Origin of the sequence: Dickeya sp. ws52, assembly GCF_007210685.1 — a bacterium.
GTDB classification, from domain to species: domain Bacteria; phylum Pseudomonadota; class Gammaproteobacteria; order Enterobacterales; family Enterobacteriaceae; genus Dickeya; species Dickeya chrysanthemi.
In genome coordinates this window covers 21,411-34,752 of record NZ_SZVX01000023.1, presented here as the reverse complement: position 1 = coordinate 34,752, position 13,342 = coordinate 21,411, and the positions used below count along the sequence as shown (strand labels likewise).

Sequence of the window (13,342 nt, the reverse complement as noted above, 5' to 3'; positions counted from 1 at the left end):
AGAACCTTATGACCGCTATCTATACTTATTGGATCAGTACCGTTCTACTCTCTCTGCTCTATTTCACGTCAGCCGCGCTATATGTCACGAAGAGCGCCGATGTTCGAAAGATACAGGCGGGGTTGGGCTACTCCGCTTCCTACCTCGTTCCCTTCATGATCGTGGTAAAAGTACTGGGTCCGATTGCGATTCTGTCACGCTTCAATGTGGCACTCAGCGATCTTGCGTATGCCGGCATCTTGTATCACCTGATTTTATCCGGACTCGCACACCTTGGTGTTCACAAACCCAAAGGCGCCATTCCGGCGGCCGTAGGGCTCATCCTTCTGGCAGCCTCTTTCGCGACACAAAACGTTGCTCGCGAGCCTTCATCGCCCTACGCACCTGTTGCAATAGCAATCCAGACGCTTCGTTAACTAAGAGACCCGGCCGCTCCACCGGCAACATACCTTCCATTTCCCCGAGGTTTAACATGAAAATAACCCTTTTCGGTGCAACCGGAAAAACCGGCAGCTATCTGATTGATGAAGGATTAACGCGCGGCATGGATATAACGGTCTTTGCCCGACCGAACAGCCCATTTGAAAACGCCAACGTACGAGTCATACACGGAGAACTCACCGACAGGGATAGTCTAAGAGAGGCTATTTCGGGTGCTGACGCGGTGTTGTCGGCGCTCGGCCCGACTTCACTAAAACACCCCAAAGACTTGCCGATTACCAGCGCCATGAGCGCCATCACTGCGGTCATGAGGCAGGAAGGCGTAAAACGCCTGATTGCCGTATCAACCGGTACGGCCCCAGATCCTGAAGACCGATTTGATCTAAAAATCAGGTTCCCGGCGTTACTTATCCGGTTTGCGATGCCCGGCTCCTTTCAGGACATTATCGGACTGGCAAACACGATACGTGCTTCAGAGCTGGACTGGACGATGGTCCGTGTGGCATTCCTGAAAAACACGCCTGCGTCAAACCGCCTGAATGTCGGGCTGTATGGATACACAACCCATTCGCAGACAGTCTCTCGTCAGGACGTTGCCATATTCATGTTCGACCAAATCTCGAACCCCGAATTTGTTAATCAGGCACCCGGCATCAGCTCACGATAGCCTGATCGGGTATACCTGAGTGATCTCAAGATGATTCAGATTACGTTTTTCGTGACGCCAGCATCATTCCGCCACGAGGATGAGCTCGTGGCGTGCCGTCATCTGCGCCCTATGGATTGCGCATCCAACAACACCCACCCAGTGATTCACCATGCAAAAACAGCCTCTTCGTCTTACCGCGCATGGATATTCATAATTCTTACACTCTGAAAACAAAATAATAACATTTTGTTATTGTTTCACGATAACTTAGCGTCCGTTTTCCGGATGTGGGGCTAAGTGATGATGCAATGTCTGGCGTATTAGCGGTCTTCACTAACAACCGCGATAGACGCGGTGTTGCATACATTCCGGAAATACGGCCCGCGATGTCCAAATTAACAGGGCGACCAACGTGGTATCAGCTCATTTCCTGCTACGGGTAATGATATGAATACCGAAATATTTACATTCATTTTTATACGGTTAAAAGAGGTGTTATTGCATATGTTCAGAAAATTATCTCTCCTGAAAATCATCGTTATTTTTACTATCTCACCGTTTGCATTCGCCAAACAGGATGTCATTCGTATTGGCGTCGATTTGACTTTTCCACCCTTTCAAATGCGGGATGAACATGGCAACCCGGCAGGGTTTGATATCGATATAACCGATGCCATCTGTAAATCAGTCAATGCAAAATGCGACTATATCGTAAACACATTCGATGCCCAGATTCCGGCCCTGCTCGCCAAAAAAATAGACGTTATTTCACCACTTGGCGTCACGAAAAAGAGAAAAGAATCGATAGGTTTCAGCGACTATGCTTTTCATATACCTACCCAATTTGTTGCAAGGAAAGAAACGAACCTGCTTCCCCAGGCCGACATGCTGAGAGGGAAAAATATAGCGGTACAACAGGGCACTATTCAGGAAGCCTACGCCAACAAACACTGGCTGCCTGCGGGGGTTAACGTTATAACCTACCCTGATCAGGAAGCGATTTACGAAGATTTATATGCCGGGAGGGTTGATGGCGCGCTGTGCCCATCGGTTGCGCTGACATTCGGATTCCTGCAAACCCCGGAAGGTAAGGATTTTGAGTTAAAAGGCCCGGAAGTAACCGATACGGATTTGTTCAGTATCGGCTCAGCATACGGTATACGCAAAGACGATACGGACACAAAGGAGATGTTAAATCTGGGCTTGAAAAACATAATGAACAACGGCGAATTTTCCCGTATCAAAAAACGGTATTTCGGCGATATTGATTTAAGCGTAAAAGAATAACATCAGGCACAGTTAACCGATTCCTTGATTAATACTGAACTATTCCTTTCCGGTTCAATCACTCCCCCGGCCTGTAATGAGGCCGGGAAGAAGCAAGACACCCGCTAAACGTACGGGGAAATGGGCTACTCATTTTCAATACCGCCTCTCAGGCAAGAAGCTGGCCGTGTCCTGCCATTGTTATCCACTGACTTGTCTTTTGTCATTACGTCGATGTGACGCAATCCTGTAGTCACTTGATCCTGTAATTATTTGACCCTGCAGTAACTTGACCCTGTAGTAGCTTGACCCTGTAGTAACTACAGGGTGTTGAATAAGCCGCATACAAAGGGTGATGCTTATCCACGGCGTCGGTCGTCTGGCAAATGCCAACTGTGAGCGGAGAAATAACTATGGGTATTTTTGATAAATTATTTGGCGGTCATCACGGCGGTGGTCATCACAGAGGCGGTCATCATGGGGGAGGTCATCACGGCCACGGCCATCGTGATTCTCATGACCGTTACCCAACCGGGAACAACGTGGGGACGAGTTGCCCGAATTGCCGGTCGCTCAATGCCGCCACAGCACGTTTCTGCCAGCAATGTGGCTCATCGCTCGTGCCAGCGGCCTGCCCACAGTGCGGCACGGCAGTACAGGCTGGTGCAAAATTTTGCGGTCAGTGTGGGAATACCGTCATCTGATATCCGGCGGTGTCCCGCCATGCCGCGACACCGCCTAAAATACCGCCGCGTGCAACACGGTTCTGACCACAATACCGAACAGCGCCCCCAATGCGGCATAACGGAACAGGCGAGTAAAACGGGAGCCGACACCGAGAAAAATACCGATCCCCGGCAAATCAAAGGTCTGAATCAGTAAACCAGCGGACGCATTGATCTGGCTGACGCTCATCCTTCCTTGCTGAATCAGGTCCGATACCACGCCGAAATAAGCGGTGCCGCCCGCCAGACATTTCACCAGCGTCGGCATCACGAAAACCGGAGAAATATGGGCGGCGGCCAACAACGGCGAGAAGACACGCTCAAGCGCCGCCACCGCGCCGGCGGCCTCCAGTATGCCGACAATCGTCATGGAGAGAATCAGCATCGGCACCGATCCCAGCGCCAGCCTGATGGCGTCTGCCCCGGCACTGTTAATAATGCCGATAATGCCTCTGGCGGTCGTTTCATCGGCAGAGATCTCGCTGGAACGGCGGCTTTCCTCGATAGAGAGTTTGCGTCCCAGCACGTGGTAGGTCAGCGCGGCGGCGGCCAGCCCGCCGATCATCGATATGGCGATCGCCGCCGCCCAGTGCAGGCCAAACGGCGTCAGCGGATAAAATACGTTGCCCTGCCCCATGGCAAACACCATCGCCAGCGTCGCCGCCATATGACGATCAGACACGCCGCGTTTTTCCATCATCGCCAGCGTGGCCAGCGGCGCGGCAAAACTGACGAAATTAAGCTGAATTAACGCAAAGGTGCTCATCCCGGTCAGCCCGAAGGGCTTGAGGATGGGGGCCATCCAGCGCACCAACGCATCGACAACGCCTTTCACTTCCAGAAACCGCATGATGACCAGCATCACCACCATAATCGGCAATAGTGTATACAGCGCAACGTCAACGGAGGCTTTCCCCGATGACATGATAATTCCAATCACGTTCATGTAATGTCCCTGCACGGGTGAAACGGCTCCGGTTGCCGCCGGTAGCGGCGCGCCCCGGATTTTCTGCCCGGTTATTTTCGTGACAATCATCACAATATTCCACAACGTTTTTTAGCTGCCCGCCATCGAATCACCACTAAAATTCGCGGCGACGACGGACGGATAACCCATCGCGCACTTGTCTGTCATAATTCGGTTTTTTCCCTATGGACGTTGCGCTACCATGGCCGCCACGTTGTTTTTGACTGAATTATATGGATATCTGATGCGTCGCCTGGTTGCTGTTTTCCCGTTGTTGCTGGCGCTGTCCGCCTGCAGCAATAAATCCACTGAGCCCGCTGGGGCTGAAATTATCGGTACACCTGCCACCAACGCCCCATCCGGCGGCTTTTTGTTGTCTCCCGCCCATGCCGGCGCCATGCTGACCAACGGCGATTTCGCCAACAGCCCGGAAGTTAACCGCTTCGTGGATAAGATGGTGCAGCAGCATGGTTTCGAACGCCAACAACTGCACGACGTACTGGCGCAGGCGCAGCGGCTGGACTGGGTCATCAGGCTGATGGATAAACAAGCCCCCGCGCCGTCAACCGCTACGCCTTCCAATATTCCCAACGGTGCCTGGCTACGTTACCGCAAGCAATTCATCACCCCGGATAACCTGCAAAACGGCGTTGCGTTCTGGAACCAGTATCAGGATGCGCTGGCGCGCGCGCAGCAGGTTTACGGCGTCCCGCCGGAGATCATCGTCGGTATTATCGGGGTGGAAACCCGCTGGGGCCGGGTGATGGGCAAAACCCGCATACTGGATGCGCTGGCGACATTGGCCTTCGCCTACCCGCGCCGCGCCGCGTACTTCCAAAGCGAGCTAGAGTATTTTCTGCTGATGGCGCGGGAAGACGGCTTTGACCCGCTGTCGCTGCGTGGTTCGTTTGCCGGTGCGATGGGTTACGGCCAGTTTATGCCATCGGCGTTCAAGAAATACGCGGTGGATTTCAACGGCGACGGCATTGCCAACCTGTGGGACCCGGTAGACGCCATCGGCAGTGTCGCCAACTACTTCAAATCAAACGGCTGGCAGCCAGACGGGCAGGTCGCGGTGACCGCCAGCGGCCAGACTTTCGCACTGGAAACCGGCTTCAAAACCCGCTATTCCGTGTCAACGCTGGCGGCGGCCGGGCTGCGCCCAACCGCTTCATTAGGCGGCGCGCAGGAAGCCAGCTTACTGCGTCTCGACATGGGCAGTTACTACCAGTTCTGGTATGGCCTGCCGAACTTCTACGCCATCACCCGTTACAACAACAGCGTGCACTACGCCATGGCGGTATGGCAGTTAGGGGATGAAGTCAGAAAAGCGCGAATGGGGTATTAAGCTTAGGGCTGGCTGTTGAACAACAGCCGGGTTTGTTACTGGCAAATTTATGTCAGGGCAGTGGAAAAGTTTCGTGCGTGATGGCATCGGTAATTCCTTTGCAACGTCACCGCACGCACGACAAGGAGAGGCTCAAACGCCGCCTCTCCTTGACCACTGGCTAGGGGCTAAACTGTGCCGCTGCGCGGTTCCTTCGGCGTTCGACTTCGCTGTTCGGACCGCTCGTGACGCGTTCCAAACGCGGCACGAGCTTGCGCGGCTTCCCTGCCGCGCATCCGGCGAAGTCGTCCACCTCAGCACAGTTTTTGACGCCGGAAAAACCTCTCACCTTGAACTCAATACGTTTGCACAACAAGCCTCATCCGTCGCTCTATGCACTATGCCGTGCGGCGTATTCCGCGCTGTTCACCCACTGGTGGTCCTGCTCCCAGCTAAAACGCCACTGGCGCACCGGCCCGGCCATCACGTTGAGGTAGTAACTGTCGTAGCCCGCCAGCGTCGCCACCGGATGATAACCGCGCGGCACCATCACCACGTCCCGGTCATACACCGCCATGCACTCGTCCAGCGAGCGATCCTCGGTATAGACCCGTTGCAGACAGAACCCCTGCGGCGGGTTGAGCCGGTGATAGTAAGTTTCCTCCAGATAGGTTTCCTGCGGAGGGTTGTCGACGTCGTGCTTGTGGCTGGGGTAAGAACTGGTACAGCCCTCGTCGGTGTAAACTTCAACCACCAGCAGGCTGTCTGCGGCTTGGTCCTCCGGCAGAATATTATGCACGAAACGGCGGTTGCGCCCGACGCCACGCGCCTCGGCACCGATATCCTGCGGCGCGATCAACCGGGTGGGATGGTTACCCGCGCCCGGCGCGGCACAGACCGCCAGTTCCAGCGGCGTATCGGCGATGATCGTCACCGTTTCACCCGGCGTGACGTACACCGCCCAAGGTCTCTTGCGCTCGAACGGGTTCATGCGTTCGCCGATATGTTCAAAGCGCGCCTGCGGTGTTATCACCGTCGCCCGGCCGCCGACCAGCACCAGACAACGCTCTTGCGCTACTGCCGGCAGCACCAGCGTCGTACCGGTTGATAGCTGGTAAACCTCAAACCCGACATAACGCCAGCCCGCACGGGCCGGGGTAATCTGCTGGATGCGCCCCAGCGCGTCCGGCGCATGATAACGAGACAGTAATCGAGACATCGCCACCTCCTGGTTGCTACCGTCAAATCAAACCTGCATCGCGGGCAAAGCGTTGCAGGTTATTGAATCCCAACGTCGCGTAAGTCAGCGGATGCGCCACCGCCGGGTCCTGTTCGGCTTCCACCACCAGCCAGCCCTGATAATCATGCGCTTTCAGCAGTTGGAACAATGACGGGTAGTCGACGCAGCCGTCGCCCGGCACGGTGAACACGCCGCTCAGCACCGCATCAAGGAAGCTGGTCTTGCGGTTCTTCACCTCTTTCAGCACCTCGGGGCGAATGTCTTTGCAATGCACATGGTTGATGCGTTGCACCCAGCGCTGCGCCACCGCCAGCGGGTCGGCGCCGGCAAAGGTGAGGTGACCGGTATCCAGCAACAATCCTACTTCCGGCCCGGTATGGGTCATCAATTGGTCTACGTCGTCGGCGGTTTCAATCACCGTTCCCATATGGTGGTGATAGGCGATTTGCACCCCCTGCTGCTGGGTATAACGGGCGAATTCGCTGAGCTTCTCGCCGTATTCCTGCCAGCGCGCCGCCGGGAAACGCGGCCGTAAATGCACCGGCGTGCCCTGCTCGCCGTGAATCGCGCCGGTCACTTCGGCGAACACCAACACAGTGGCGCCCAGTTCCCGTAGCAGGTTGAGATGGTCCTGCACCGCCGCGATTTCCTCGTTGACCGAACGGGTCAGCAGTTGGCCGGAATACCAGCCGGAGACCAAACGCAGCCCATGTTGTTGCAGAATCGGCCCCAGCACGCCGGACTGACGCGGAAACTTGTTGCCCAGTTCAAACCCGGCGAAGCCGGCCTGACGCCCTTCGCTCAGGCAGGTTTCCAGCGGGGTTTCCGCCCCCAGCGAGGGCAGGTCGTCATTGGTCCAGGTCAGCGGATTGATACCCAGTTGAACGCTCATTCTCGATTCCTTCTGCTCAGAATTAATGGAGTTAGCCGCGCTGACGCCACAAGGCGATCAAGTGCAGGTAGTTATCTTTGACGTCGGCGATCAGTTGCTGATCGTCGATATCGCCGCGCAGCCACTGCTGCGCCGGTTGCGCAAACAACGTGCGTCCCACCGCAAATCCTTTCACCACCGATTGACCGGCAGCGGCGTTGAACCCCTGACGTAACGTCTCGATTGGCGCATCCAGCCCGAGGATCACCACGCCACGGCAATAGGGATCGCGCTCGGCCAGTAACTGTTCCAACCGTTGCCAGCCGCTGGCGGACAGCGGCGGCAGTTTCCACCAGTCCGGCCGGACGCCAAGGTTGTAAAATCGCTGAATCGCCCGTAGGTACAGCTCGTCGCTGCGCGGCATGTCGGCCGGCAGGATCACCTCCAGCAGCAACTCATGGCCGGATTGGCAACAGGCGCGATAGACCTCGCTCACCTGCCGCTCCTGCGCCAGCCGCAACGGGCTGTCGTCTTCCGGGTGGAAAAACACCAGGCACTTCACGATGTGTTCCAGCGGCCAGTTCACCAATTGCGAACCGATGTTGCCGTGCTCCAGCGCCAGTGGGCGTGAGCCCGGCAGCTCGATCGGACGGCCTATCCACCAGCCTTGCCCGGTGATGGTATTGAGCGCGTCTTGCCCGAAGGTGCCGTCGCACAGTAATCCGGCTTTGCCGGGGGCTAATCCGGCCTTGCCGGGCGACCCGGCATCACCCAACAACCCGGCTTGCTGTGCCGCTTGTTGACTGGCCTTGAGAATCAACTGTTTGAGCGCCGGGATCCGGCTACGATCGGCACCGCAGGCCAGCGCCATCTCCTCCAGTTGAATACGGTGATCGAAGGCGATCACGCACAGCTCTTCCCAGCGCTGACGGCGGGTGGTAACGCGATGCAGGTGGTTCAATTCCGGGTCCAGATCCGGTCTTGGCACCGTATGCGCGCGCGCCAGATAATTATCCAGTTCGATACGGCTCGGCATCGCCGGGGCGCAGCCGTGGCGCGACACCACCAGCGCGCCGCAGGCATTGGCGTAGGCACAGGTTTTTTCCCAGCCTTCACCGCTCAAATAACCACGCAGCAAGCCGGACATAAACGCATCGCCCGCGCCCAGCACGTTGAGCACCTCGACGCGCACGCCTTTGACGGTGATGCCGTCATCCAGCGACGCCGGAATAGCGCCGGTGAACACCGAGCAACCGAGCGGGCCGCGCTTGCACACCAGCTCCGCCGCAGTATGCAAACGCACCTGACGCAGCGCCTGCAATGTGTCGGTGTTACCGCCGGCGATATGAAACTCCTCTTCGGTGCCGACGATCAGGTCGAACAGGTTCAGTACCTGTTGCAGTTGCGCCGTCACCGCAGCGGATTCGATAAAACGGGTTTCGCCGTCGCCGGGCGAGGTCAACCCCCACAGCACCGGCCGATAGTCGATATCCAGCACCGTTTTCACACCGTGACGGCGGGCGTAGCGCAGCGCGGTCAGCACCGCTTCGCGGGTGTTCGGGTGCGACAAATGGGTGCCGGTAATCGCCAGGCAGCGTGACGAGGCGATGTAGTCTTCGCTGACATCTTCCGGCGTAATGGCCATGTCGGCGCAGTTATCGCGGTAGAAAATCAACGGAAAGGTTTCCCTGTCCTTGATGCCGAGCAACACCAGCGCGGTTAGCCGCGTCGGGTCGGTAATCAAGTGGCTGGTGTCGCAGCCGACTTGCTGTAATTCTTCGCGCAGAAAGCGCCCCATGTGTTCGTCGCCGACCCGCGCCAGCATCGAGGAACGCAGCCCTTGCCGGGCAGTGCCGTAGGCGACGTTGCCGGAAGAACCGCCCAGATATTTGGCGAAGCTGCCCATGTCTTCCAGACGCGCGCCGATCTGCTGACCGTACAGGTCTACCGCCACCCGCCCCATGCAAATCACATCAAACTGCTTTTGCGTAGTCATTATGTCCATTCCTGTCAGCCCAAAAGGGAAATCGACAACACGTCGGCCAGACGGTTATCCCACTTCATGCACCGCCACCCAGCGTGCGGCCTGATGCGACAGCACAATGGCATCCAGCACCCGGGAGACGCGCCAGCCCTCTTCAAAATCAGGCCACAGCGGCCGGTCGGCGGCGATGCCGTCGACAAGATCGCGCACCTCGACGGTTTTCTGATCGTTAAAACCGAAACCATGCCCGGCGCTGGCGCAGAACGCAGCGTATTCCGGGTGTTGCGGCCCGATCAGCAAGGTCTGAAATCCTTGCCGGTTAACCGGGTCGTCATGCCGGTACAGCTTCAACTCCGCCATGCGCTCCTGGGTAAAACTGAGGGCACCGCGGGTGCCGGTGATGACATAACTCAGCCCCATTTTGCGGCCACAGGCCACGCGTGACGTCTCAATCACCCCGCGCGCGCCATTGGCGAAACGCACCATCGCATGGGCCTGATCTTCGTTTTCCACCGTGACCCGATCAGCGGAACCGGCGCTGACCGGCCGCTGCGGCACTACCGTTTGCAGATCGCCGCACACCTCGGCTACCTCGCCGACCAGGTAGTGCGCCATATTGACGATGTGCGCCCCCACGTCGCCCAGCGCCCCCAGCCCGGCGGTATGCCGGAAGCAGTGCCAGTCCGCCGGCTTGTTCGGGTCGGCCAAATAGTCTTCGTTATGGGTGCCGTAGAAATGGGTTACCTCGCCGATTTCACCACGCGCGATAATCTCTTTCGCCAGCTGCGCCGCCGGGTTTTTCATGTAGTTAAACCCGACCAGCGTTTTCACCCCGGCCTGACGGGCGGCGTCCACCATCTCGCGCGCCTCGGCGGCGTTGAGCGCCAGCGGTTTTTCCGAATAGACGTGTTTGCCGTGGCGAATTGCTTCCATCGCCATGGTCTGGTGCAAAAAGTTGGGGGCGCAGATATCCACCACGTCGATGGCCGGGTCGGCCACCAGTTCCTGCCAGTCACTGGTATAGCGGGCAAAGCCCAGTTCCCGTGCGCGCTGTTTCGCCAGCTCCGGCGAGACTTCCGCCAACATCTCGCACACCAGTTGCCCTTTCAGCCCGTACACCACCGGTGCCTGCGCATAGGCGATTGCGTGGGCGCGGCCGATGTAGCCGGTGCCGATCAAACCGATTCGTACCTGTTTCATGTGTGTCGCTCCCATTGTCAGAGTGCGCCGCGTCGGCTTTTGGCGTAAGTATCGAACGCCACCGCCAGCACGATGATGAGCCCGGTGATGATCTGCTGGTAGTACGCCGAGACATTCATCAGCACCAGGCCGTTAATCAGAATCCCCATAATGACCGAGCCGATAATGGTGCCGCTGATACGCCCGTAACCGCCCATCAACGAGGTTCCGCCAATCACCACCGAGGCGATGACCCGCAGTTCGAACGAAATACCGGCTACCGCTTCGGCACTGCCCAGCCGGGCGCTGAGAATAAAGCCCGCCAGCCCCGCCAGTGCGCCAATCACTACGTAGACGCTGACCAGCACCCGCTGCACGTTAACCCCGGCCAGCCGCGCCGCCTCGGTATTGCCGCCGATGGCGTACACAAAGCGCCCCCAGCGGGTTTTATGCAGCGCCAGCCAGCCGACCAACGCCACCAGCGCGAAGATCCAGATAGGGATGGAAACGCCGAGCAGTTCGCCGCGCCCCCACCAGCGGTAGCTAGGGTCAAACCCGGCGATGGGCGCACCGTCGTTGACAACCAGCGTCAGGCCGCGCCAGATGGTCATGCCGCCCAGCGTAACGATGAATGGCGACAGACGCAGACGGGTAACCCCCAACCCGTGCAGAAAGCCGATGACCGTACCCATCACCAGGCAGATGCCAAGCCCCACCAGCCAGCTCATACCGCCCCAGGCTTGCGCATCGACGGTGGTGAAGTTATCGCCTTTGATAACGTAAGCGGCGGTCATCGCGCACACCGCCAGAATCGACCCGACCGACAGATCAATGCCCGCGGTCAGGATCACGAAGGTCATCCCCACCGCCATGATGCCGTAGATAGACACTTCGGTAAGGATGTTGGTGATGTTGCGTTCCGTCAGGAAGTTGCTGTTCTGCGACTGAAAAAAGATCAGCAGCAGGATCATGAAAATGAATACCCCGAAACGCTCGAAGAAGGCGATCGGGTCGATGCGTCCCCGGCCGTTGGCCGGCGCCGGCAATTTAATGCGCGATAAAGGTTGTTGCATACTCATAGACTCTCCGTTATGCAGCCTGTTGTGCGTCATGGCAGATGGCCATCAGGGTCATCAGCCGCTCTTCCGTGGCGTCATCGCCGTGCAGTTCGCCGGTTACCCGGCCTTCGCTCAGCGTGATGATGCGATCGGAAATCGCCATCACCTCCGGCAGGTCGGACGAAATGACGATCACCGCCACACCGCGTTTCGCCATATCGAACAGCACCTGATGCACTTCGGACTTGGTGCCGACATCAATGCCGCGCGTCGGCTCATCGACGATCAACACCCGGGGGTTGAGCGCCATACAACGCGCCAGAATCACTTTCTGCTGATTGCCGCCGGAGAGCTTGCGCACCTCCTGCTCGCTATCCACCATCTTGATGCGCAACGCCTGCCGGTAGGATTCGATCAGGTCGTCCTCGCGGCGGGTATCGACGAAGTAGCGCCAGCGCAACAGCGACGACAGGCTGGAGAGCGACAGGTTGTTGCGGATAGACAAGCCCAGCACGGCCCCCTCTTTTTTGCGATCTTCCGGCACCAGCGCGATGCCCTGATCGAGCGCATGAAGCGGATCGACCGGGCGGTAGGGCTGTCCGTCGAGCCAAAATTCACCGGAAGTGAACGGGTCGGCGCCGAACAGGCAGCGCGCCACTTCGGTACGCCCGGCGCCCACCAACCCGGCGATACCGAGGATCTCGCCCTCGTGCACCTGAAAACCGATGTTATCGAGCGCGATGCCGTGCGGGTCGAGCGGCGGTTTTTCCCGGCACAGCCCTTTCACCGCCAGCCGTACCGGCTTGTCCTGATGATGGGTTTCCGACGGCGGACGGCGGGTAAACACCACATCGCGCCCGACCATCATGCGAATGATGCCGGCCACATTGATGTCGGCCACGTTGCCGGAACCGGTGTAACGGCCGTCCTGCAATACGGTGAAACGGTCACACAGTTGGAACACTTCGTGCAGCCGGTGCGTAACATAAATCACGCTGACGCCGCGCGTTTTCAGCTCGCGCACCACCCGATGCAAACTCTCGACTTCGCTGTCGCTCAGCGCGGCGGATGGCTCATCCATCACGATCAACCGGGCGTTCAGCGTCAGCGCACGGGCGATTTCCACCATCTGTTGCTGCGCCACGCTCAGCCGCGCCACATGGGTGGTCGGCGATATGTTCAGTTGCAGGTACTCCAGTATCGTGCGGGCTTCCTGATTGACCGCTTGCGCATCGACAAACAGCCGGTTGCGTTGTAGTTCACGGCCAAGAAACATGTTTTCCGCCACCGTCATGTTGGGCAGCAGGTTGAATTCCTGATAGATGGTGACGATGCCGCGATTCTGCCGCTCTACCGGCGAATCCTGCGGCGACAGCAGCTCGCCGTTGAAGCGGATATCGCCGCTGGTCTGAGGCTGCGCCCCGGCCAACGCCTTGAGCAGAGTCGACTTGCCGGCGCCGTTCTCGCCCAGCAAGGCGTGGATTTCGCCTGACTGCACCGTCAGTTGCACTTTATTCAGCGCCCAGACGCCGGAGAAATTCTTGGCCAGATCAGTGATAGCCAGTAAGGGTTCAGTCATGGGATAGCCCTCCTTCATCACCGGCCTCCCGGCCGGTGAGTGAGTGGTGTGTCCGC

The 13,342-nt window shown here is 58.1% G+C and carries 12 protein-coding genes; 5 read left to right on the top strand and 7 right to left on the bottom strand.

All coding sequences use genetic code 11. The annotated features are described in order from the left end of the window. The first annotated feature begins 8 nt into the window (after positions 1 to 8). From FDP13_RS18680 to FDP13_RS22015, 4 genes are all read left to right on the top strand, one after another. Positions 9 to 416: a DoxX family protein gene (locus tag FDP13_RS18680; RefSeq protein ID WP_143840111.1), complete on the top strand. Its 408-nt coding sequence runs from the start codon at positions 9 to 11 to the stop codon at positions 414 to 416. A gap of 56 nt (positions 417 to 472) precedes the next feature. Then, positions 473 to 1,108, top strand: a complete 636-nt coding sequence (locus FDP13_RS18675) for an NAD(P)-dependent oxidoreductase (RefSeq protein ID WP_143840110.1) — start codon at positions 473 to 475, stop codon at positions 1,106 to 1,108. 486 nt (positions 1,109 to 1,594) lie between these two features. After that, positions 1,595 to 2,377, top strand: coding sequence for a transporter substrate-binding domain-containing protein (locus FDP13_RS18670; protein WP_033577693.1), 783 nt, complete (start codon positions 1,595 to 1,597; stop codon positions 2,375 to 2,377). Positions 2,378 to 2,742: 365 nt separating this feature from the next. Beyond that, a complete protein-coding gene (locus tag FDP13_RS22015) occupies positions 2,743 to 3,060 on the top strand; it encodes a zinc ribbon domain-containing protein (protein ID WP_370512563.1) in 318 nt (105 codons plus the stop codon). A 34-nt stretch (positions 3,061 to 3,094) separates the two neighbouring features. Here FDP13_RS22015 and FDP13_RS18660 read toward each other — a convergent pair whose 3' ends face one another. Then, entirely contained in the window at positions 3,095 to 4,027 is a 933-nt protein-coding gene (locus FDP13_RS18660; RefSeq protein WP_012770995.1) for a nucleoside recognition domain-containing protein, read from the bottom strand. Between the two features lie 265 nt (positions 4,028 to 4,292). Here FDP13_RS18660 and mltB point away from each other — a divergent pair, with 265 nt between their 5' ends. Then, a complete protein-coding gene (mltB, locus tag FDP13_RS18655) occupies positions 4,293 to 5,396 on the top strand; it encodes a lytic murein transglycosylase B (RefSeq protein ID WP_199886355.1) in 1,104 nt (367 codons plus the stop codon). Between the two features lie 370 nt (positions 5,397 to 5,766). Here mltB and iolB read toward each other — a convergent pair whose 3' ends face one another. From iolB to FDP13_RS18620, 6 genes are read right to left on the bottom strand one after another with little or no spacing between them, the layout of a single operon-like run. Further along, entirely contained in the window at positions 5,767 to 6,594 is an 828-nt protein-coding gene (iolB, locus tag FDP13_RS18645) for a 5-deoxy-glucuronate isomerase (RefSeq protein WP_143840107.1), read from the bottom strand. 22 nt (positions 6,595 to 6,616) lie between these two features. Further along, positions 6,617 to 7,507 carry a myo-inosose-2 dehydratase gene (gene iolE / locus FDP13_RS18640; protein WP_033577662.1) on the bottom strand — a complete coding sequence of 297 codons (891 nt, stop codon included), beginning with the start codon at positions 7,505 to 7,507 and terminating at the stop codon, positions 6,617 to 6,619. Between the two features lie 31 nt (positions 7,508 to 7,538). After that, positions 7,539 to 9,482, bottom strand: coding sequence for a 5-dehydro-2-deoxygluconokinase (gene iolC / locus FDP13_RS18635; protein ID WP_143840106.1), 1,944 nt, complete (start codon positions 9,480 to 9,482; stop codon positions 7,539 to 7,541). Between the two features lie 54 nt (positions 9,483 to 9,536). Beyond that, positions 9,537 to 10,670 (bottom strand): Gfo/Idh/MocA family protein, encoded by a 1,134-nt coding sequence (locus tag FDP13_RS18630; protein ID WP_143840105.1) that lies wholly within the window; start codon positions 10,668 to 10,670, stop codon positions 9,537 to 9,539. Between the two features lie 17 nt (positions 10,671 to 10,687). After that, positions 10,688 to 11,722 (bottom strand): ABC transporter permease, encoded by a 1,035-nt coding sequence (locus FDP13_RS18625; RefSeq protein WP_143840139.1) that lies wholly within the window; start codon positions 11,720 to 11,722, stop codon positions 10,688 to 10,690. Positions 11,723 to 11,738: 16 nt separating this feature from the next. Next, positions 11,739 to 13,286 (bottom strand): sugar ABC transporter ATP-binding protein, encoded by a 1,548-nt coding sequence (locus tag FDP13_RS18620; protein ID WP_027713048.1) that lies wholly within the window; start codon positions 13,284 to 13,286, stop codon positions 11,739 to 11,741. Positions 13,287 to 13,342: the final 56 nt, after the last annotated feature.

Bases quoted from the DNA above. Each gene is read 5' to 3' on its own strand.
- FDP13_RS18625 (WP_143840139.1), bottom strand. From the start codon at position 11,722: ATGCAACAACCTTTATCGCGCATTAAATTGCCGGCGCCGGCCAACGGC.
- FDP13_RS22015 (WP_370512563.1), top strand. From the start codon at position 2,743: ATGCCAACTGTGAGCGGAGAAATAACTATGGGTATTTTTGATAAATTA.
- mltB (WP_199886355.1), top strand. From the start codon at position 4,293: ATGCGTCGCCTGGTTGCTGTTTTCCCGTTGTTGCTGGCGCTGTCCGCC.
- FDP13_RS18630 (WP_143840105.1), bottom strand. From the start codon at position 10,670: ATGAAACAGGTACGAATCGGTTTGATCGGCACCGGCTACATCGGCCGC.
- FDP13_RS18620 (WP_027713048.1), bottom strand. From the start codon at position 13,286: ATGACTGAACCCTTACTGGCTATCACTGATCTGGCCAAGAATTTCTCC.
- FDP13_RS18680 (WP_143840111.1), top strand. From the start codon at position 9: ATGACCGCTATCTATACTTATTGGATCAGTACCGTTCTACTCTCTCTG.
- FDP13_RS18660 (WP_012770995.1), bottom strand. From the start codon at position 4,027: ATGAACGTGATTGGAATTATCATGTCATCGGGGAAAGCCTCCGTTGAC.
- FDP13_RS18675 (WP_143840110.1), top strand. From the start codon at position 473: ATGAAAATAACCCTTTTCGGTGCAACCGGAAAAACCGGCAGCTATCTG.
- FDP13_RS18670 (WP_033577693.1), top strand. From the start codon at position 1,595: ATGTTCAGAAAATTATCTCTCCTGAAAATCATCGTTATTTTTACTATC.
- iolC (WP_143840106.1), bottom strand. From the start codon at position 9,482: ATGACTACGCAAAAGCAGTTTGATGTGATTTGCATGGGGCGGGTGGCG.
- iolE (WP_033577662.1), bottom strand. From the start codon at position 7,507: ATGAGCGTTCAACTGGGTATCAATCCGCTGACCTGGACCAATGACGAC.
- iolB (WP_143840107.1), bottom strand. From the start codon at position 6,594: ATGTCTCGATTACTGTCTCGTTATCATGCGCCGGACGCGCTGGGGCGC.